This window comes from Pseudomonas sp. S60 (genome assembly GCF_016647865.1).
Classification (GTDB): Bacteria; Pseudomonadota; Gammaproteobacteria; order Pseudomonadales; family Pseudomonadaceae; genus Aquipseudomonas; species Aquipseudomonas parafulva.
Window position 1 is genome coordinate 13,669 of the sequence record NZ_JACVVH010000052.1, and the last position, 21,029, is coordinate 34,697.

14 protein-coding genes are annotated in these 21,029 nt (G+C 64.0%); 3 read left to right on the forward strand and 11 right to left on the reverse strand.

The window, feature by feature from the left end:
* Position 1: 1 nt before the first annotated feature.
* Positions 2 to 4,330 carry a DEAD/DEAH box helicase gene (locus IAE33_RS20950; protein WP_201164931.1) on the reverse strand — a complete coding sequence of 1,443 codons (4,329 nt, stop codon included), beginning with the start codon at positions 4,328 to 4,330 and terminating at the stop codon, positions 2 to 4.
* Between the two features lie 119 nt (positions 4,331 to 4,449).
* Between IAE33_RS20950 and IAE33_RS20955 the strand changes: the two genes are divergently transcribed.
* The gene (locus tag IAE33_RS20955; protein WP_201164922.1) at positions 4,450 to 4,863 is read left to right on the forward strand and encodes an NUDIX hydrolase; all 414 of its coding nucleotides are present in this window, start codon (positions 4,450 to 4,452) and stop codon (positions 4,861 to 4,863) included.
* On the opposite strand, the gene metR is transcribed toward IAE33_RS20955, so the two are convergent.
* Entirely contained in the window at positions 4,847 to 5,764 is a 918-nt protein-coding gene (metR, locus tag IAE33_RS20960) for a transcriptional regulator MetR (RefSeq protein ID WP_028633264.1), read from the reverse strand. The genes IAE33_RS20955 and metR overlap by 17 nt on opposite strands.
* 196 nt (positions 5,765 to 5,960) lie before the next feature.
* Between metR and IAE33_RS20965 the strand changes: the two genes are divergently transcribed.
* Positions 5,961 to 6,956: an alpha/beta fold hydrolase gene (locus IAE33_RS20965; RefSeq protein ID WP_201164923.1), complete on the forward strand. Its 996-nt coding sequence runs from the start codon at positions 5,961 to 5,963 to the stop codon at positions 6,954 to 6,956.
* Between the two features lie 29 nt (positions 6,957 to 6,985).
* On the opposite strand, the gene IAE33_RS20970 is transcribed toward IAE33_RS20965, so the two are convergent.
* The 7 genes from IAE33_RS20970 to IAE33_RS21000 all read right to left on the reverse strand — a co-directional run bounded on the left by IAE33_RS20970 (position 6,986) and on the right by IAE33_RS21000 (position 13,859).
* Positions 6,986 to 7,321 (reverse strand): GlpM family protein, encoded by a 336-nt coding sequence (locus IAE33_RS20970; protein ID WP_028633262.1) that lies wholly within the window; start codon positions 7,319 to 7,321, stop codon positions 6,986 to 6,988.
* A gap of 26 nt (positions 7,322 to 7,347) precedes the next feature.
* Positions 7,348 to 8,676: a sigma-54-dependent transcriptional regulator gene (locus IAE33_RS20975; RefSeq protein ID WP_201164924.1), complete on the reverse strand. Its 1,329-nt coding sequence runs from the start codon at positions 8,674 to 8,676 to the stop codon at positions 7,348 to 7,350.
* On the reverse strand, positions 8,673 to 10,577 hold the full coding sequence (locus IAE33_RS20980; protein WP_201164925.1) for a sensor histidine kinase: 1,905 nt from the start codon (positions 10,575 to 10,577) through the stop codon (positions 8,673 to 8,675). The genes IAE33_RS20975 and IAE33_RS20980 overlap by 4 nt, the downstream gene beginning before the upstream one ends.
* A gap of 72 nt (positions 10,578 to 10,649) precedes the next feature.
* Positions 10,650 to 11,384 (reverse strand): amino acid ABC transporter ATP-binding protein, encoded by a 735-nt coding sequence (locus IAE33_RS20985; protein WP_028633259.1) that lies wholly within the window; start codon positions 11,382 to 11,384, stop codon positions 10,650 to 10,652.
* On the reverse strand, positions 11,381 to 12,052 hold the full coding sequence (locus IAE33_RS20990) for an amino acid ABC transporter permease (RefSeq protein WP_201164926.1): 672 nt from the start codon (positions 12,050 to 12,052) through the stop codon (positions 11,381 to 11,383). Before IAE33_RS20990 ends, IAE33_RS20985 begins: the two co-directional genes overlap by 4 nt.
* Positions 12,053 to 12,799 carry an amino acid ABC transporter permease gene (locus IAE33_RS20995; RefSeq protein ID WP_028633257.1) on the reverse strand — a complete coding sequence of 249 codons (747 nt, stop codon included), beginning with the start codon at positions 12,797 to 12,799 and terminating at the stop codon, positions 12,053 to 12,055.
* A 142-nt stretch (positions 12,800 to 12,941) separates the two neighbouring features.
* Positions 12,942 to 13,859 carry a glutamate/aspartate ABC transporter substrate-binding protein gene (locus tag IAE33_RS21000; RefSeq protein ID WP_201164927.1) on the reverse strand — a complete coding sequence of 306 codons (918 nt, stop codon included), beginning with the start codon at positions 13,857 to 13,859 and terminating at the stop codon, positions 12,942 to 12,944.
* Between the two features lie 342 nt (positions 13,860 to 14,201).
* Here IAE33_RS21000 and IAE33_RS21005 point away from each other — a divergent pair, with 342 nt between their 5' ends.
* Entirely contained in the window at positions 14,202 to 18,323 is a 4,122-nt protein-coding gene (locus tag IAE33_RS21005) for an NEL-type E3 ubiquitin ligase domain-containing protein (RefSeq protein WP_201164928.1), read from the forward strand.
* Positions 18,324 to 18,357: 34 nt separating this feature from the next.
* On the opposite strand, the gene glpD is transcribed toward IAE33_RS21005, so the two are convergent.
* Both glpD and glpR read right to left on the reverse strand, forming a co-directional pair.
* Complete coding sequence (gene glpD, locus IAE33_RS21010) at positions 18,358 to 19,887, reverse strand: glycerol-3-phosphate dehydrogenase (RefSeq protein ID WP_201164929.1); 1,530 nt, start codon at positions 19,885 to 19,887, stop codon at positions 18,358 to 18,360.
* A gap of 211 nt (positions 19,888 to 20,098) precedes the next feature.
* Positions 20,099 to 20,854 (reverse strand): DNA-binding transcriptional repressor GlpR, encoded by a 756-nt coding sequence (glpR, locus tag IAE33_RS21015; RefSeq protein ID WP_201164930.1) that lies wholly within the window; start codon positions 20,852 to 20,854, stop codon positions 20,099 to 20,101.
* Positions 20,855 to 21,029: the final 175 nt, after the last annotated feature.

Below are 21,029 nucleotides of genomic sequence, written 5' to 3' on the forward strand. Positions count from 1 at the left end.
CTCAGGGCCTGGGTTCAGCACCGACCATAGCCAACTTGCCCGCCGCTGCAAAGGGCATGTCGCGCAGCAGCAACTGCCGCCAGCCTTCCTGCTGCGCTGCCGGCGCGTCGACCAGGCAGGTGTAGCGCTTGCCCACACGTACCGCCACGGGCACACCGTCGCGGTACAAAAGCCGGTTGCCGCCCACGGCAGGCACCTTGGCGCCGGGCAGCAGCGACCCGATCAGGTTCAGCGGATCACTGGCGCTCACCACCTGCAACGTGCCCTGGGCCTCGCGCCGCCGTACCTGGCGCAGCACTGCCACTGCCTCGGGCAGGGCAAACTGTTCGCCCGCCAGCCCGGCGATAAAACGCCCGCCACGGATCTCGCCACGTGCCTCCAGGCGGTGATAGCAACGCAGCAACTCACGCCAGGGCGGCAGCACATCGCTTTCGCGCTCCAGCAGCCGCCAGCAGATCACCCCATAGCGTTGCAGCAGGGCGCGCGCAATGCTCTCCAGGCGTTGCTGCTGATCGGGCAGGGCATCGCTTCGGCGCAGCAGTGCCCAGCGCCCGGCATAGGCCATGCTGGTAGAAACTGGCACGTGGCCGAAACGGGGGCGTCGAGTGCTGCGCCTGGCGGTGGGGGTGATAAGGCTGCGCAGGCCGGTGAAGCTGTCAGCGCCCACCAGGCCGGCCCCTACCAGTTCCTGCAGCGCTGCTTCCAGCTCGCTGGGCAGGAGGCGCGCCTCTTGGCTGAGTTCATCGAAAAACAGTGCGCCGTGGGCTTTCAGTGCACCATGCACCTTCTGCGCCCGTAGCCCCAGGTCATCGACGGCGACGGTGGGCGCAAGACTGCGCCAGGTGTTCACCTGCTCGCGCGGAAGCAATACCAACGGCGTGCTGGCAAGGGTGCTGCCCGACACCGTCGCGGCCAACCGGCTCCAGGCAAACTGGCCGCTGCGGCAGGCATCGTCGAGCCAGTGCGGGGTGTAATCCTGGATGCGGGCGGGCAGCACATCGGCTTCCCAGGCTGCGGCGGCACTGGGGAACCCCTGCAGTTGAGCCAGTACCTGGGTGACTGCCAACGGGCCGCGCAGGCGCTGTTCCGGTGCCAGGTGCTGCCAGTCGAACAGAAAGCGCATGAAGTCCTGCAGGCTGACCGGTTCTATTTCCCGCCGCAGGCGCTTGACCGTGTAGCGGTGGATACGGGCCAGCAGGTGTCGTTCGCACCACTGCATGTCATCGGCACCTGGGCTGAAATGCCCACGCAGCACATAGCCATCGTTCTCCAGGCGGGCCAACGCCTGCTCCATGTCGCCCGCCGGCTTGCCCAGCGGCGCTGCCAGTTGCGCTGCGGTGCTCGGGCCGTGGCCGCTCAAGCGGGCGCGCAGCAGTTCGCTGAGTGCCTGCTCCGGTGCTACCGGTTCATCGAAACCCGGCAGCGCACCGGGTGCAGGAGTGGGTTGGCAGTCTGGGTAGACCGCTCGCAACAGGGCCAGCCGCTCGCGGGCCAACCACAGTGATTGACCTTCCAGATATAGGGCGCGCCCGGCTTTGGCCAGCTGTGCCAGCAGTGCGCGCCAGCGGGGCTCAGCCTGGGCTTCATCGCGGTGAATGGCACCCAGGCTCATTAGCGCCTCGTGCATTTCATCGGCATTGCCTGGCTGCGGCCAGGCCTCGGCGGCGACGGCGGCGATGGCATCGGCGTCCAGCGCGCCCAGGTCGTGCGCGCTGGTCACATCGCTCCAGCGCCGGTTGAGCACGGCCTGGGTGCGTCGCTCCTCCAGTGGAGCGTCATCCAGAAACGCGTAGGGCCGGGCATTGAGGATGGCCGCTGCCAACGGTGACGGGGCGGGCAAGTCGCAGCTCAACAGGCGCACGGCGCCTTGCTCCATGCGCTGCAACAGCGCCAGCCAGCCGTCACTGTCCATGGCTTCGTGCAGGCAGTCGTCCAGGGTTTGCTCGACCAGTGGGTGGTCAGGCACCTGCCGCTCACCGGCCAGGTTTTCCAGGCAGGCGAGCTGATCGGGGAACACGGCCGCGATCAAGTCCTCGCTTTTCATGCGCTGGACCTGCGGCGCCACCTTGCGCCCGCCCGCAAAGCGCGGCAGCGCCATGGCCACCCCCGCATTCCAGCGCCAGCGCACGCCGAACAGCGGGGCATCAAGCACGGCCTGCACCAGCAGTTGCTCTGCACTGCGGCTGTTGAGGTAGCGCCATACATCGGCCAACTCGAAACTGTGGCCGGCAGACAGCGACAGCACAATGGCGTCCTCGCTGGCGGCAGCCTGCAGTTCGAAGTTGAAAGTGCGGCAGAACCGCTTGCGCAGCGCCAATCCCCAGGCCCGGTTGATGCGGCTGCCGTAGGGCGAGTGGATGATCAGTTGGGTGCCGCCAGACTCGTCGAAGAAGCGCTCCATGATCAGCGTGTCGCGCGATGGCAACGCCCCGAGCACGTCCCAGGTACGGCCCAGGTAATCCAGTAACTGCTGCGCACAGGCCTCAGCCAGTTCGAAGGTGTGTTGCAGCCACGGCTGTACAACGAGCGTATCACCTTCAGCACGCTGTAATTGCTCGTCGATCTGCCCTTGCAGCCTGGCCACCGCTGCGGACAGTTCGTTGCTGCGCCCCGGCGCTTCGCCCAGCCAGAACGGAATGGTCGGCGGCAGGCCATGGGCATCTTCCACCCTCACACGCCCGGCCTCGACCCGCAGGATGCGGTACGACGCATTGCCCAGCTGGAAGATATCGCCGGCGATGCTCTCGACCGCAAAGTCTTCGTTGACGCTGCCGATGTTCAGCGCCTGGGGTTCGAGCAGCACCGCATAGTCAGCGTTATCGGGGATGGTGCCGCCGCTGGTCAGTGCAGTCAGCTGGCTGCCGCGCCGCCCCCGCAGCATGCCGCTGACCGCGTCACGGTGCAGGTAGGCACTGCGTACCCCCTGGCGACCGTTGTAGCCCTCGGCCAGCATGCGCAACAGCGCTTGATAGTGGTCGTGGTCAAGGGTGGCGAACGGCATCGCCTGGCGCAGGCAGTCGAACAGGGCCTGCTCATGCCACGCCTGGTTGCTGACTTCGGCAACGATCTGCTGGGCCACCACGTCCAGCGGCGCACGGGGCACATGCAGCTCGTCCAATTCGCCCCGGCGCACGCAGTCGAGCAGGGCTACGCATTCAATCAGGTCGTCGCGCGAAGTCGCGAACAGGCGGCCCTTGGGTACGCCGTCCACCTGGTGGCCCGCACGGCCAACGCGCTGCAGAAACGCGGCGATCGAGCCCGGTGAGGCGATCTGGCAGACCAGGTCGATGTCGCCGATGTCGATGCCCAGTTCCAGCGAGGCAGTGGCGACCAGTACTTGCAGTTGGCCAGCCTTGAGGCGCTGTTCGGCGTCCAGGCGCAGCTCCTTGGACAAGCTGCCATGGTGGGCGGCCACTGCATCCTTGCCCAGCCGGTCGCTGAGGTGGCGGGTGATGCGCTCTGCCAGCCGGCGGGTGTTGACGAACACCAGCGTGGTGCGGTGCTCGCGGGCCAGCGCAGCGAGGCGATCATAGACCAGGCCCCAGGTATCGTTAGCCAGCACGGCACCCAACGGTACCGGCGGGATCTCGATGGCCAGGTCGCGCTGGCGCGCATGGCCCACATCGACAATGGCGCAAGTCCGCTGGCTGCCCACCAGAAATTGCGCCACCCGTTCAACCGGGCGCTGGGTGGCGGACAGGCCGATGCGGCGCAAGGGGCGGTTGCACAGGGCCTGCAGGCGTTCCAGGGTAAGCGCCAGGTGGCACCCGCGCTTGTTGCCGGCCAGGGCGTGGATTTCGTCGACAATCACCGTGTGCACGCTACGCAGCCCCTCGCGGCCCGATGCCGACCCCATCAGCACGTACAGCGATTCGGGGGTGGTCACCAGAATGTGCGGTGCCTGTCGGCGCATGGCCGCGCGCGCTTTCTGCGGGGTATCGCCGGTGCGTACCGCCGTGGTGATGTGCGGCGGTTGCAGGCCTTGATCTTCCAGCGCCTGGCGGATGCCTTCCAGGGGCATCTGCAGGTTCAGGCGAATATCGTTGGACAGCGCCTTGAGGGGCGACACGTACACCACCTGGGTACGGGCAGGCAGTTGGCCCTGGTGTTCCAGCCCCTCGCGAAACAGCCCGTCGAGCACCGCCAGAAACGCACTCAAGGTCTTGCCCGAGCCGGTGGGGGCTGCGAGCAGGGTCGACTGCCCGGCGTGGATCAGCGGCCAGGCCTGGGCCTGGGCGCCAGTGACCGTGGCGAACTGGCGACGGAACCAGGTGGCGACAGCCGGGTGGAACAGCTCGAGCGCGGGGTGTTGATGGGCGGGCAGGTTCATAGCGTGGTTATGGCGGGTCGACGGTCGCTTGGCAAGTAGCCGTTCGTCTGCCCAGCCGGCCTTGTATGGCTCGGTCACCCATGGGATGCTCCCCCGCCATTTCCACGGAGCCTACCCGCATGCCCAACGTGATCCGCATCGCCGCCGCCCTGCTCATCGACCCCCAGGGCCGTACCTTGCTGGTGCGCAAACGGGGCACGGAGGCATTCATGCAACCCGGTGGCAAGATCGATGCCGGTGAGACGCCGGTGCAGGCGCTGGTGCGTGAACTGTTCGAGGAACTGGGCCTGCGCATCGACCCTTCCCAGGCCCTGCACCTGGGCAGGTTCAGCGCACCGGCGGCCAACGAGCCGGGTTTCGAGGTGCAGGCGGAGCTGTTTCGGGTCGATAGCGCCGCACCGGTAGCGCCGGCCGCCGAAATCGAAGAAGTGGTCTGGCTGGGCGCCGATCAGGCCCCGGCCATGGCGTTGGCGCCGCTGACCCGGGAACTGATCCTGCCACTGTACCGTCAGGCGGTCAGCGCACCGCGCTGACGCCGTCCAGGGTGGCGAACGAGGTGTCCTTGGCCGTCAGCAAAAAGTCGCGCATGTAGGGCGCATCGAGCATATCGGTGCGCACTGCGGCGTACAGCGTGGCGAACAGGCCTTTTTCGCCCAGCCGCTTGCCCTTTACGTAGCCCCGCGAGCTGTACTCGTGCAGCGCCCAGTGCGGCATACCGCAGACACCGCGGCCGCTGGCCACCAACTGCATCATCATGACCGTCAGCTCTGAGGTGCGCACGGCGGCCGGCTCGATGTCTGCCGGTTCCAGGAACCGGGTAAAGATATCCAGGCGGTCACGCTCGACCGGGTAGGTGATCAAGGTCTGGTCGGTGAGGTCGTGTGGCACGATGTAGGGCTTGCTGGCCAGCGGGTGCTGGTTGGCAACCGCCAGCATGGCTTCGTAGGTGAACAGGGGCACGTAGGTGATACCGGCCAGGTCCAGTGGGTCGGAGGTGACGACCAGGTCCAGGTCGCCCCGTGCCAAAGCCGGCAGGGGCGCGAAGGCAAAACCCGACGCCAGGTCCAGCTCCACCTCGGGCCAGGCATCGCGAAACTGGTCGATGGTAGGCATCAGCCACTGGAAGCAGCTGTGGCATTCGATGGCCATGTGCAGGCGCCCGGCCGTGCCGCCTGCCAGGCGTGCGATGTCTCGTTCCGCACCGCGCAGCAGTGGCAGGGTGGCATCGGCCAGTTGCAGCAGGCGCAGCCCGGCGCTGGTGAAGCGGATGGGCTTGGTCTTGCGCACGAACAGTGCCATCCCCAGGCGCTCTTCAAGCTCCTTGAACTGGTGCGACAACGCCGACTGCGTCAGGTGCAGCCGCTCGGCGGCCTCTACCAGGCTGTCAGATTCGCGCAGGGCATGAAGGGTTTTCAGGTGACGGATCTCCAGCACACATAACTCCGGTGTATGGATTAAAAGGGGCGGGCAATGGAGTTGAGTTTCCCTCATGTTACTCCCTGTGTCGACTGCTCACAGGTGCTACCGTTTGGCACTGGTCATGAAACTGTCACTGAACTGTGGCAGCGCGCCGCTACGAAATTCATCAGACTCGCGCTTCAGTGGGGATTTGCATTCTGGTGTTTCTTTCATGCGGGCTTTCTGGGTTTTTCTTCTCTTCGTTTTCAGTGTTCCTGCCAGCTTTGCCGCACCGCGTTGTGACGCACAGGTGCCGGTGCAGCGCGCCGAGCTGGGCGCGGTCAGCGTGGTCTATCAGAGTGTTGGGGCACCCCGTGACCCGGCCTTGCTGTTGGTCATGGGCCTGGGCGGGCAACTGATTCATTGGCCCGATGACGTGGTCGAGGCGTTGTGCCGCCAAGGTTTTCGGGTAATTCGGTATGACAACCGTGACGTTGGCCTGTCGCGCTGGAACCAGCTACCGCCGTCGGCAAACCTGACGGTAGAACTGTTGCGCTACAAACTGGGCCTGCCGGTGGCCGCGCCCTATACGCTGACCGATATGGCGGATGACGGCTTGCGCCTGATGGACGCCCTGGGTGTGCGGGAGTTTCATGTGCTGGGTGTGAGCATGGGCGGCATGATCGCCCAGCACCTGGCTGCGATGGCCCCCGAGCGTGTACGCAGCCTGACGCTGGTCATGTCCAGCTCGGGCGCCGCCGGGCTGCCGGGGCCCGACCCAGCGCTGGTGCAGTTGTTGGCCCGGCGCAGCGCGCCAAGTCGGGAAGTGGCCATTGAACAACAGGCTGACCTGTTGGCGGCGCTGGGTAGCCCCGAGGTACGTGACGACCGTGCCGTGCTGTTGCACCAGGCCGCGCTGGCCTATGACCGTGCATTCAACCCGGACGGGGCCAAGCGCCAGATCATGGCAATACTGGCCGAGCCGAGCCGCGTGGAATTACTGAACCGGCTTCGGGTACCAACGCTGGTGGTGCATGGTACGGCTGACCGGCTGTTGCCGGTGATGCATGGCGTGCACCTGGCGGCGCACATACAGGGCAGCCAGTTGCGCCTTATTCCCGGGCTGGCACACCGCTTTCAGGAGCCCTTCAAGGCGCCGCTACTGGGTGCGGTACTGCCGTATCTGCGAGCGCACCGTCAGGATGTGACGCATATCGCCGGGTTGTGAACCCGGTAAGAGGCGGTCGTCGGCCATGTTCAGTGCATGCGCACCCACAGCGTGACCAGTACCGTAGCGGCCATCAGCCAGGCCACGGTCGCCAGTGCCAGCGAGGCTTCCAGCCGCAGCCGGTCGACCAGTACATACAAGGTGGCCAGGTACACGAAATACGGAATGATCGACCACATGCCAAACAGGATGGTGGTCTTGAGGTCGGCGATGCTGCGGCCTTTGCCCACGATGTAATGGGCAATCAGGGCAAAGGTCGGAAACAGCGGTACCAACCCGGCAATGTAGTAATTACGGGTTTTCGACAGCATTGCCAGCAGCACGACCACACCAGCCCCCAGCGCAGCTTTGAATACCAGGTCCACGTTGTATTTCCTGATCGGGTTGAAGGTCAGCCGAGGCCGTATTTTTTCACTTTGTCGAACAGCGTGGTCTTTGCCATGCCCAGCTCCTGGCTGGCCTGGCTCAGGTTGCCCCCGGTGCGTTGCAGGGCATCGCTGAGCAGGTTGCGTTCGAACGCCTCCACCGCCTCGGCAAAACCCAGGCCCTGGCTGGCGCCACCGCTCGGGCCCTTCTTGAATGCCGGAAGCCCCAGCGCGTACCGCTCCGCCACGTTGCGCAGCTCCCGCACATTGCCCGGCCAGTCATGGGACATCAAGCGTGACAGGGTCTGGCTGTCCAGTGCGGGTGTTTCGCGGTCGAAGCGCAGTGCCGATTGATGGAGGAAGTGCTCGAACAACTGCAGGATGTCCTCACGGCGCTCACGCAAGGGTGGCAGCTCGAGGGTCACCACGTTCAGCCGGTAGTACAGGTCGCTGCGAAATTGCCCGCTCTGCCCCAATGTGTCGAGGTCGGCCTTGGTGGCGGCGATTACCCGGCAATCCACGGCAATGCTCTGGTTCGACCCCAGCCGCTCCAGGGTGCGCTCCTGCAACACGCGCAGCAGTTTGATCTGCAAATTGATCGGCATGCTCTCCACTTCATCGAGGAACAGCGTGCCGCCATTGGCGTGTTCGATTTTGCCGATGCGGCGTTTGCCGGCACCGGTGAAGGCATTGGCCTCATGGCCGAAGATCTCGCTTTCGAACAAGTTCTCCGGCAGGCCTCCACAGTTCAGGGCGACGAACGGCTGGCCCTGGCGGCGGCTGAAATCGTGCAGGCAGCGGGCGACCAGCTCTTTGCCAGTGCCCGTTTCGCCCTCGATCAGTACATTTGCCGAGGTGTCGGCGACGTTGGCGATCAGCTCGCGCAGGTGCTCCATGGCCGGCGAGCGGCCAATGATGCGGCCCTCCAGGCTGCTTTGCCCGGCGAGTTGGCGGCGCAAGGCCGACACCTCGCGGGACAGGCCGCGCTGCTCCAGCGCGCGGCGTACCACGCCCACCAGCCGCTCCGGTGAAAAAGGTTTTTCCATGAAGTCATAGGCGCCATTGCGCATGGCGCCGACAGCCATGTCGATATCGCCGTGCCCGGTGATCAGCACCACGGGCAGGCTGCGGTCGCGTGCTTTCAGGCGGTTGAGCAATTCCAGGCCATCGATGCCCGGTAGGCGGATGTCACTGACCACAATGCCGGCAAAGTCATCACCGATGCGCTCCAGTGCCTGCTCGGCGCTGCCCACACCCTCGCAGGCGATGTCCTCCAGCGCCAGGGCCTGTTGGCAGCCAAGCAGCACATGCGGGTCGTCTTCGACGATCAGGACGGAAAGAGGTGCTGGGTTCATGTGTGCTCTGCCAATTCGCTGGGGGGAGAAGCCAGTGGCAGGATCAGCACGAATGCCGTGCCGCCAGTGGCGGGGTGCTCGACGTTGAGGCTGCCTTTGGCCGCGGCGGCAAGGCTCGCTGATAAGGTCAGGCCCAGGCCCAGGCCATGTTCGCCTGGTTTTGTGGTGAAGAAAGGTTCGAACAGGTGCTTGCGGGCTTCGGCGTCGATGCCGTGGCCATTGTCACGCACCTGCAGGCGGTATTTGTCGCCCTGCAGTTCACCGTCCAGCCACAGCGCCGGCAGCGGCTGGGCGGCCATTGCATCCAGGGCATTGCCAATCAGGTTCACCAGAATCTGCTCAAGGCGGGTCTGGTCGATCGCCAGCAGCGTATCCTCGAACTGCCGATGCAACTGCAAGTGGCAACTGCTGATGCGGTCGGCCAGCACTTGCAGGCTGGCATCGACGGCGCTGGCCAGGGACGCGGGGCCATTGTCATCGGCGCGCCGGGCGAACGAGCGCAGGCTGGCAGTAATGCGCCCCATGCGGTCGACCAGGTCATTGATGGTGCGCAAGTTGGCACTGGCAGTTTCCAGCGCGCCGCGTTCGATGAAGCGCACCGTATTGCCAGACAACGTGCGCAGCGCTGCCAGGGGCTGGTTGAGCTCGTGGGCGATGCTGGTGGACATCTGCCCGATCGCCGCCAGCTTGCCGGCCTGCACCAGTTCGTCCTGGGCATGGCGCAGGGTCTGTTCGGCGTGCCGGCGTTCGCGTATCTGCCCCTTGAGGCGCTCGTTGCTGGCGCGCAGGTCGGCGGTGCGTTCGGCGATGCGCCGTTCCAGCTGGCTGTTGGCTTCTTCAAGCGCCTCGCGGGCGGCCAGGCGGGTGGCGATGACCTTGCGCCGTTCGTTCCAGGCGATGCCCAGAATGGCCAGCAGGGCGAACGCGACAGCCACCAGTATGCCCTGCACCATGGACTCGCGGCGCAGGTCCTGCAAAGGGGTCAACAGGGTGAAGTGCCAGGGGGTGTCCGCCAGGCGCCTTGTCTGGGCCAGGTATGCCACTTCGTGAGGCTTGCCCTGAGCGGTTTCGCTGTTGGCTGGGAAGGTGAGTTTTTCTACGCCGTCGGCCAGCGTTTCACGGCCCAGCGGTTGCAGCTCGTTCAGCGGCCACCAGTAATATTGCAGGCTGCGGGCCAGGCGCTCCTTGATCTGGGGCGTCAGTGGGCGCACCGACTTCAAGCGCCGCGCCGGGTCGCTGGACAAAATGATGATGCCGTTCTCGTCACTGACGAACGCCTCCAGGCGGGCCCGTTGCCAGCGTTCTTCGAGGGTATCCAGGCGCACCTTGATCACGGCCACGCCAATGACCTTGCCGTGCTCTTCCAGGCCATGGGCCAGGTAGTAGCCGGCTTCACCGGTGGTGCTGCCAATGCCATAGAAGCGCCCGGGTTCACCGCGCACGGCAGTCTGGAAGTAGGCGCGGAACGACAGGTCTTCGCCAAGGAACGAGTCGGCGTCGCGCCAGTTGCTGGTGGCCTGTACCCGGCCATTGGTGTCCAGGACGAAGATCGCGCGGCTGCGGCTACGCCGGTTCAGGCCTTCGAGGTACTCGTTGACGGTTTGCCGCGATTCGCCGTCAGGGTCGGTCAGCAGGTGCGACACGCTGTCTTCCAGCTCCAGCAGGCTCGGCAGGTAGGTGTACTTGCTGATCTCGCTTTCCACGGTGCGCGCATGCAGCTCCAGCTGGCGCTCGCCGGTTTCGCTGAGGGTGCGGATGCCGTTGTTTTCGCTGATCACAAAACCAGCCATCCCCAGGCCGACCATCAGCAGGATGATCAGGGGCGGCAGCAGCAATTGACGAAGAAGACGGGCGTTCACGGCAGGCTTGGCAGGGAGAAGAAGCGAGGGGTCGCATTTCATCACAGTGGCCCTGTCACGGCCAGCACCGCTGCCCGAATGCGCAGCGGTGCCGGCCGGTTCGATGGGGCAAAATCAGTGTTGCAGGATCTTGCTGAGGAAGTGCTGGGTACGTTCGTGGCGGCCGCTTGGGTTACCGAAGAAGTCTTCCTTCTGACAATCCTCGATGATGTGGCCTTTGTCCATGAAGATGACGCGGTTGGCCACTTTGCGGGCGAAGCCCATTTCGTGGGTCACGCACATCATGGTCATGCCTTCGTGGGCCAGCTCCACCATCACATCCAGCACTTCGTTGACCATTTCTGGGTCCAGTGCGGAGGTCGGTTCGTCGAACAGCATGACGATCGGGTCCATCGACAGCGCACGGGCGATGGCTACACGCTGCTGCTGGCCACCAGACAACTGCCCCGGGTGCTTCTTGGCGTGGGCGCTCAGGCCAACGCGCTCGAGCAGCGCCAGGCCCTTCTTGGTGGCCTCCGCCTCACTGCGGCCCAGTACCTTGCGCTGGGCAATGGTGAGGTTTTCAGTGATGGTCAGGTGTGGGAACAGCTCGAAGTGCTGGAACACCATGCCCACCCGGGAGCGCAGCTTGGGCAGGTTGGTCTTGGCGTCGGCGATTGAAGTGCCATCCACCACGATGTCGCCCTTCTGGAACGGCTCCAGGGCGTTGACGCACTTGATCAGGGTGGACTTGCCCGAGCCGGACGGCCCGCAGACCACGACCACTTCACCTTTCTTGACGTCGGTGCTGCAGTCGGTCAGTACCTGGAAGTCCCCGTACCACTTGTTGACGTTCTTGATGGAAATCATACGGTGATCCTTTTTTGCAGGCGCTTGACCAGCCACGAAGCGGAGAAGCTGATGATGAAGTACACGACACCGGCGAAGATCAGGAACTCATGGGAGCGCCCGATGATGTCGCCGTTGGAGCGTGCCGAGTTGAGGAAGTCCACCAGGCCCACGGTGTAGACCAGCGAGGTGTCCTGGAACAGGATGATGCTCTGTTGCAGCAGCAGCGGGGTCATCTTGCGAAACGCCTGGGGCAGGATGATCAGGCGCATGGTCTGGCTGTAGGTCATGCCAAGCGCCTGCGCGGCGCCCATCTGGCCCTTGGAGATCGACTGCACGCCAGCCCGGACGATTTCACAGAAGTACGCGGCCTCGAACATCATGAAGGCGACCACGCAGGAGGTGAATGCACCGATCGGGGTGTCTTCGCCGGTGATCCAGCGCAGCACGAACGGTACCGCCAGGTAGAACCAGGTGATCACCAGCAGCAGCGGGATGGAGCGGAAGTAGTTGACGTAGGCCCCGGCCACGTTGGCCAGCAGCTTGTTGGACGACAGGCGCATCAGGGCCAGCAGGGTGCCCAGCACGATACCGCCTACAACGCCCATGACCATCAGTTCGAGGGTCATGACCATGCCGTCCCACAGGGCAGGCAGGGCAGGGATGATGCCGCTGAAATCCATGTCCATTTATTTACCCCCCACGGAGATCAGGCCAGGCACGGCGACTTTTTTCTCGACCAGACGCATCAGCAGCATCAGGCCCATGTTCAAGGTGAAGTAGATCAGGGTGGCCAGGGTGAACGCTTCGAACAGGTTGGCCGAGAATTCGGCGGTTTGCTTGGTCTGCGCCAGCAGCTCCATCAGGCCGATCAGCGAGGCCACGGAAGAGTTCTTGAACACGTTCAGGAATTCCGAGGTGAGCGGCGGGATGATGATGCGGTAGGCCTGGGGCAGCAACACATTGGTGTAGATCTGCGACAGGCTGAAACCCATGGCCCGGGCTGCGGACTCCTGGCCCCGTGGCAACGCCTGAATGCCCGTGCGAACCTGCTCGCACACCCGCGCGGCGGTGAACAGGCCCAGGCACACGATCACGCTGATGAGCGCGGAGGTGGTCGGGTTAAGGTCCTGCTTGAACCATTCCTGCAAGCCCTCGGGCAGCAGGTCGGGTACCAGGAAGTACCAGATGAACAGCTGCACCAGCAAAGGCACATTGCGGAACAGCTCGACATAGGCGGTGGCAATGCCGGACACCAGGCGGTTCGGCACGGTACGCATGACACCCAGCACCGACCCCAGCAGCAAGGCGATGATCCAGGCAGAAATGGCGATGGCGATGGTCCACCCCAGGCCGGTGATGTACCAGTCCAGGTAGGTTTCGCTGCCCACGCCGGTGGACTTGAAGAATACGCCCCAGTCCCAGTTGTAATTCATCGGGATTTCCCCTCAGACGGTTGTTTCACGGGCACCTTCCAGCATCCGAGAGCGCGGGGCCCTCGGATGAAAGGTTAGACACTAACGGGGGGCCTGCAGGTTTAATTGGCGCTGTGCAGCGCTGCAGGCCCCAGGCTGGGGGTCAGGACTGTTTGTCGTCGGCCGCTTTGTCAGTAGGCTCGGCGATCAGTTTTTTCAGCTCATCGCTCATCTTGAACTGCAGGTTCAGGCCCTTTGGCGGGATCGGCTGCTGGAACCACTTTTCGTAGCTCTTGTTGACTTCGCCCGACTTGAAGTAGCCCACGATGGCGTCATCGACTGCTTTCTTGAAAGCTGCGTCATCCTTGCGCACCATGCAACCGTAGATTTCGTACGACTGCGGGGTGCCGGTGATGACCCAGTCCGATGGTTTGCGCGCTTTGGCCATTTCACCTGCCAGCAGGGCGTCGTCCATCATGAATGCCACCGCACGGCCGCTTTCGAGCATGTTGAAGGCTTCACCGTGGTCCTTGGCGGAAATCACGTTCATCTTCATTTGCTTGTCGGCGTTCATGGCCTTGAGCAGGCGCTCGGACGTGGTGCCGGCGGTGGTCACCACGTTCTTGCCCGCCAAGTCCGGGAAGTCTTTGTACGCAGGTTGACCGTCTTTCACCTTGGTCAGCAGGCGCGTGCCCACTTCGAAGATGCCCACGGTGAAGCCGACTTGCTGCTGGCGTTCGACGTTGTTGGTGGTGGAGCCGCATTCCAGGTCGACGGTGCCGTTCTGCACCAGCGGAATACGGGTCTGGGAGGTGACCAGGTTGTACTTGACCTTGATGTCCGTACCCAGTTGCTTTTTCAGGGCATCGACAACGGCCAGCTGGATGTCATGGGAATAGCCCACCGGCTCGGGCTTGCCAGCCAGGTAGGAAAACGGGATGGAGGAGTCGCGGTGGCCCAGGGTGATGGTGCCCGAATCCTTGATCTTCTTCAGGGTGCCGGTCAGCTCCTCAGCCATGGCTGGCGAAGCGATCACAGCGGCCGCGATGGCGGCGCCCAGCAATTGACGAACGATACGCATCAAATTTTCCTCGACGTGTTTGTTTTTTTTATGGAGCCGTTGGCGGACTCTTTCGTTCAACGAATACAGCAGCTGCGCGTGCATCCGGTGAACAGAACAGAGCATGAGTCGTGCCAAGCCCCCCAACCGATGGTAGCCCCGCGAAAACGCTGGGCGTAACCCCCATAGGCAGGTTTTCTGCTGATAAAGGTTGATCGGTAATTCGAATGGTTACCCCGTTTTGCGTTCGGTAACCCGAACGAATGCCTGGGTGTCATGCGTGTTCAGTACCCAGCCATAAGTAACACCTGGTGGTGACAACTGCATGTTGTGCTCGGCGTTTTTCTGCGAGGAGCTTACGCCGTGGCCGTTACCCCTATCCCTTCCGACTCTGTCGATGCCCTGGTGGCGCGCCAATTGCCCTCGTGGCTGCGCGGTGTCGATATCGACCTGCTACTCACCTTCCAACGTGCACTGCGTTACCAGCAGGCTGCAGCGGATACCGTGCGCAAACGGCTCGACGGCCTGCCGGGGCTGGACGCCTTTGCCCGTCCGCTGCTGGAGGCGGCCCTGGGCGCACAGGGGCTGACCGGGATTGATGTACTGGCTGCCCGCGTGGTCATCGAGCAGAAAGTGGCGTTGCCCAGTGCGGCTCCACGCCTGCATGAGCCCCTGCAGACGCTGCACAGTAACCAGTCACTGCTGGCGGCCGCGCTGCACAACTTTCACGAAAGTGAAACCTTTGCCGCGTTGCACCGCCGTGCGCATCTGCTCGATGCCCAGGGCCAGGTGCTGGCGCTGCCCTTCGAGACGTTCGCACGCCTGTGCCGGCAGCTTGACCTGGGTGGCCAGTATCAGCAACTGCTGCGGGCGCGGTTGTTCCCTAAAAGCCGCCCCCCCGCCTCTGCAGACTTCGCTCAGGCGGCGGTCCGCCGGTCATTCGAAGAGCATCAGCGGGCCGACTTGGAGGTTGCCGTGCGAATGGCCAGGATCAAGGGCCAGCTGGATGAAGCGCCATACCTGCGTTTGCTACCGCTGATCGCCCGGCAACCAGTCACTGCAGCGGGGCCAGGGACTGTGATACCGCGCCAGTTGTACCTGCTGGGCAAGTGTGTGGAAGGGGGGCTGGTGCTGGAGCTGCGCGAAACGGCCGAAGGCCCTCTGCAGAACCTGGTCTGCTGGCTGCCGGCAGACCCGGTGCGGGCGATAACCCAGCACACCTGCTGGGACGCGTTGTTCGATGATATGGGCGTGCGCCTGCGCAAGCCAGGGTATGCCCGCTATTTCGCGCGCTTCATTACCGAGCGGGACCGACCTGCATTCACCACCCAGTTGGAGCGCTTGATCAAGACGGGCAACACCCACCGGCCGCTTGAACTCGACGGGCGGCACTTTGCAATCGAGGAGCCCGTCTTCGCCTACTTGCGGGGGCGGCTGATGCAGAAAATGCTGGACGATGCCCGTGTGCTGGCTGTGCCTACCGTGGATCAGACCATTATGGAGCGGCATCAGCGCCTCGAAGCCCTTAAAGGCGCAGGGCTTGAGCTCATCAACCTGGCCGCGCTGTTCATCCCTGGGCTGGGCGAAGCGATGGTAGTCGCGGCGGCTGCTGACATCGCCGGTGAGGTATATGGCGGCTACGCAGCCTGGCGGCTTGGCGATCGGCAAGGGGCGCTGGACCACCTGTTCAATGTGGCGCAGACCTTTGCCATCGGCGCCTTGCAGGGGGTGGGCCAGGCTGGCGCGGTGTACGCCCTCCAGCGCTTTGGCTTCGTTGATGCCCTGACCCCGGTGCACGAAGACCAGTGCCGTTTCCGCTTGCGACAGCTGCCCGAATCGCCCCATTACCTGGATAATGCAGGCGCCCTGGTTCGCAGGTTTGGGGGTGCACTGGCCGATACCTCCGACGATGCCGCCAACGCGTTGCTGCACATTACCGGCCTGACCTGCGAGGGGTTGAGGGGCCTGCACCTGCAGGGCGAGCCGGCGCCCGCCCGGTTGCTTGATGCCCATGCACGCGATGAGCTTCATTCCCTCGAACCTTTGCTGCGACCGGCCGCCGTTGAGCGTGCCCTGATGGCGCAGACGCAGGCGCCCAGCCCAGCGGCTGCACAGTTGATGCACACCTTCACCGGGCTGACGGTACAGGTTGCCGAAGAGATCCTGCACCATGCCACGGGCGAGCAAGTTGCCGTGCTAGGCAGCGGCAAGGTACCGCTCGCCCTGGCTGAGCGGGCCCGCTGGGCTGTGCGGGAGAGCCGGCTGGACCGCGCGCTCATGGGGCTTCAACACGCTGCCGCGGTCAATGAAGACACCCTGCGCCTGGCGCTCGCGCTGCTGGACCAGATCGCCCCGTGGATGGAAAGCGTGCGTGTGGAAGTGCGCCAGGGCGAGCCGCTAGGGCGTGTGCTGGCGTGCAGAGGGGCGCCGGGTAGCCTGCCCAAGTGGGTGATTGTACGCACCAGCGAGGGCTTCCATCTTGAAGGGGGCGGTTCCCAGGTCACGGAACAGAGCTTGTTGGACTGCCTGCTGATGACGCTGGACGGCCCTCAGAAGAACGCATTTGGCGGCGCCAAAGCGACCGCGGGCGCCCTGGGGGATGGTTTGCTGCGCCAGGCGTCGGTAGACCGGGCCGCGACCGCACAGGCGATGGGGTTGGCCGCCTTTGGCGGACGCTTCAGCCCACCCCGGCGGCTGCATGACGGGCGTGTGGGTTACCCACTGAGCGGCAGGGGCGAGAGCAGCCGGCACGCCCTGCGCTGCGGTATCCGTGCCATCTACCCCATGCTCAGCGATGCTCAGCTGGATGCCTACATTCAGCGGCTTATCGATCAGGGGGTTGGCTTGTGGGACCACCTGGCTGAGCTGGAGCTGCGCCTGCACGGCTTGCGTCAGGCCTTGGAAGCGTGGACGCGTCAGCGCATCAGCTTTTTCGATGGCCGCCGCCGCCGTCGGGTCGCCACACAGATTCGACGGGCCTGGCGACGCAAGACCGGGGAGGGTGAAAGCGGGGACTGCGTGCTGCATGTAGTGGACGAACGCGTGGGCAGCCTCCCCAGTCTGCCCGCAGATATCGACTTCCAGCACGTTCGCCGCCTGACGCTACGCAACCTTGGGCTGGAGCAGATTCGCGCGGAGTTTCTGTTGCGCTTCCCGCAGTTGCACGAGCTCGACTTGCGCGAGAACCAGCTCACCCAGTTACCTGCGGGCCTCGAACTGCTCGGGCAGTTGCGCGTCCTGCGTTTGGGGCGCAATCGCATCGCATTAGGCCCCCGCACCACGGAGACCCTGGGCAGATTACCCCTGCTGGAAGTCTTGGACCTCAGTGGCAACCCGTTGGGAATGATGCCCGACTTGTCCGGTTTGCGGGGCCTGCGGGAAGTGTACTTGCGCGGTACAGGGCTGCAGGACCTGGGCGACGGTGCACAGTTGCCGTGGCGCGGGCTGGCGGACTTCCGGGAAAACCAGATCCGTGAGGTCAGCGCGCAGCTACAGACGCTGGGTGGCCGGCTGCAGCAACTGTATTTGCATGACAACCCGCTGGATGAGGTCAGCCGACGGTTGCTCAATGAAGCCAGCGGCATGGGGGACGGTGCCGGTCGTGCTTCACCGGTGCACATGATCGCTGACAACGAACTGCGTGATCGCTGGATCGGCCAGGCCACGACCGAAGTGCGCAGCCGGCGTATGCAGATCTGGGCAGATTTGATTGAAGAACGCGAGTCTGCAGACCTGTTCAGGTTTCTCGCCGATTTTGCCGAGTCTGAAGACTTCAACGAACGCGCGCATTACTACCGCGCCAGGATCTGGCGCATCCTCGAGTTGTGCAGCGAAAACACCGATGTGCGTGAGGCCGTGTTCCTGCAGGTGCAGGGCCCACAAACCTGCGATGATCGCTTGCTGTTACTGCTGAGCCAGCTCGAGCTGAGATTGCACATTGCCCTGCACACTGCGGGCATCGGCGAAGCGCAGACTGAATCTGCGCTGGTGCGCTTGGGGCGCTCACTGTACAGGCTGGATGAAGTTGACCGTATCGCTGCGGTTCATATCCGGCAGATGCGCCGGGACCCCTACGCCTTGGTGGATGATATCGAAGTCTACCTCGCCTATCGGGTAAACCTGGCCCAGCGCCTTGGCCTTCCCGTGCAACCGGCCTACATGAATTTTCCCGAGTTCAGTGGCGTCAGCAGCCGGCAAATCCGGCTGGCCGGTGACACGGTGCTGGCGGAGGAAAGCCGCGCAGCGCTCAGTGCTGCGCTGGCGCAGCGAGAATTCTGGCAGGCGTTCGTCCGCACCCGTTATCGGGAACGCTTCGAGGCGCTGGCAGCGCCCTTTCACGAGAGACTGGAGGCCTGTGAGCAACAAACAGCACAAACGGGCGAACAGGCGTATCTGGACCAGGCCGCAACCTTGATGGCTGAACTCAATGCACAGGAGCAGGCGCTGTACCTTGCCCTGGCCACCCAGGCGAACGAGCGGGGGTGAAGCAAAGGCGGCCGCTACCGAGCCGCCCGAGGGTTCAAGCTGCGTTGCTGTGCAGCTTGACCTGCTGCAGGTAGTGCGCCAGGGCCTGCTGCTCGGCCTGGGTGGTAAACAGGCCAAGCTTGGTCCGGCGCCAGAGGATGTCGTCGGCACTGACGGCCCACTCGTGTTCGCGCAGGTAATCCACCTCACGGGTAAACAACCCTGCACCAAGCGGCTGGCCCAGGTCCTGCGGCCCCTCGGCGCCCTCCAGCAGCGACCAGGCACGGCTGCCATAGGTCAGCGCCCAACGTTTGGCAATGGCCGGAGCCAGCCAGCCATGCCGGGCCAGCAATGCTTGCTCCAGTGCGTGCGGGGTGGTCATGCTTTCACCGCCTGGCAAGGTAGCACTGGCGGTCCAGCTCCCACGCATGGCAGTAAAGAAAGGCTTGAGTTCGGCCATGGCTGATTCGGCCAGCTTGCGGTAGGTGGTGAGCTTGCCGCCGAACACGGACAGCAACGGGGCTTCGCCGGCGGTGCCCGACAGGGCCAAGGTGTAGTCCCGAGTCACGGCCGATGGGTTATCCGACTCGTCGTTGCACAGTGGCCTTACCCCAGCATAAGTGCTGTAGATGTCGCTACGGCTGAGCTGGTGGTTGAAGTGGGCATTGACGACGTTCAGCAGGTAGTCGGTCTCCTGCTCGGTAATGGCGACCTTTGACGGGTCGCCGCTGTATTCCCGGTCGGTGGTGCCAATCAGCGTGAAACGGTCCAGGTAGGGGATGCAGAACACGATGCGCTTGTCTTCGTTCTGCAGAATGTAGGCCTGCTCGCCCTCGTACAGGCGGGGCACGATCAGGTGGCTGCCCTGGATCAGGCGAATGCCGTAGGGGGCATCCAGCTTGAGGTCGTTCTTGATGAACTTCGCGACCCACGGCCCTGCGGCATTCACCAGCGCCCGCGCACGCACCTTGTGCACGCTGCCGTCGGCATGCTGAACATCCACTTCCCACACACCCTCTACACGCTTGGCGCCAAGGCACAGGGTGCAGGTATGAATGTGTGCACCCTGCTCCCGGGCGGCCATGGCATTGAGTACCACCAGGCGGGCGTCGTCGACCCAGCAGTCGGCATATTCAAAGCCCCGCGTGATGGCTGGCTTCAACGGATAGCCAGGGCCAAAGCGCAGGCTGCGCGAAGCACCCAGGCGCTTGCGTTTACCCAGGTGGTCATACAGAAACAGCCCGGCGCGGATCATCCAGGCGGGGCGCAGGTGCGGGCGGTGCGGCAGTACGAAGCGCATCGGCTTGACGATGTGGGGCGCTTTGGCCAGCAACACTTCGCGCTCGGCCAAGGCCTCGCGCACCAGGCGGAATTCGTAGTGTTCCAGGTAGCGCAAGCCACCGTGAATGAGCTTGCTGCTGGCCGAAGAGGTGTGCTGTGCAAGGTCGTCCTTTTCGCAAAGGAACACCTTGAGGCCACGCCCGGCAGCGTCGGCGGCAATGCCGACACCATTGATGCCGCCGCCGATCACAACCAGGTCATAGCAGTCGGGCAGCGAGGGGCGGGTCGAATCGGGCTGGGACACGGGCAAGGCCTCCTGAAGCAGTTTGCATCGAATATGAACATTAATGTTCGTTTCCGAAAATACTAGCGTAACCGCAGCGCACCCGCCAGTGAGTCTTTATAGAAAAAACTGATCGGATTACAAGAATATGAACATTTACGAACATGCACTGCAGCGCGGCGCCGGGGAGGGTTGGCGCCACATTGGCGTGATCGCAGCACAACGGTCGGTGCTACACCACTTCGAGGCGTATCTTGTTCTGACTGAGTAGCTGGGTGAGGGCTGGGGTGGGTGGCTGGTCGGTGACCAGGCAATCCACCAGCCCGATCGAGCCCAGGCGCACCATGGCATTGCGCCCGAACTTGCTGGAATCGGCGGCCAGCACTACCTGGCGTGCGTTGGCGATGATCGCCTGGGAGACCCGCACCTCCTGGTAATCGAAGTCCAGCAGGCTGCCGTCTTCATCAATGCCGCTGATGCCCACCAGCGCAAAATCGACCTTGAACTGGTTGATGAAATCGACGCTGGCCTGGCCGACCACGCCACCGTCGCGGCGTACCGTGCCACCGGCCACCAGCACTTCGAAATCGTCCTTCGCAGCCAGAATGGATGCCACGTGCAGGTTATTGGTGATGATCTTCAGGTGGTTGTGATTGAGCAGGGCGCGTGCAATCGATTCGGTGGTTGTACCGATATTGATGAACAGTGAGGCATGGTCGGGAATCTGCCGGGCCACTGCGTCGGCGATGCGCTGCTTTTCGTCACGCATCTGGTCGGCACGCATGGCGTAGGCGGTGTTTTCGATACTGGAATCGTAGGCCGCTCCGCCGTGGTAGCGCCGCAACAGGTCGAGTTCGGCAAGCTGGTTGATGTCGCGGCGAATGGTCTGGGGGGTGACGACGAACAACTGCGCCATTTCTTCGATACTGACGTAACCGCGCTCGCGCACCAGTTCGAGGATTTGTTGTTGGCGGGGGGGCAGATTCATGGGCGGTCCTTTGGGGCTGCCTGACAAATGCTGCAATGATGCCGTAGGAAAGGGACGACAGCCAGCGGACTATCGGCAAGAGGATTCATCGAGGGTGTAGAGGGGGGGGGCCCCCCCCCCCCCCCCGGGGGGGGGGGGGGGGGGGGGGGGGGGGGGGGGGGGGGGGGGGGGGGGG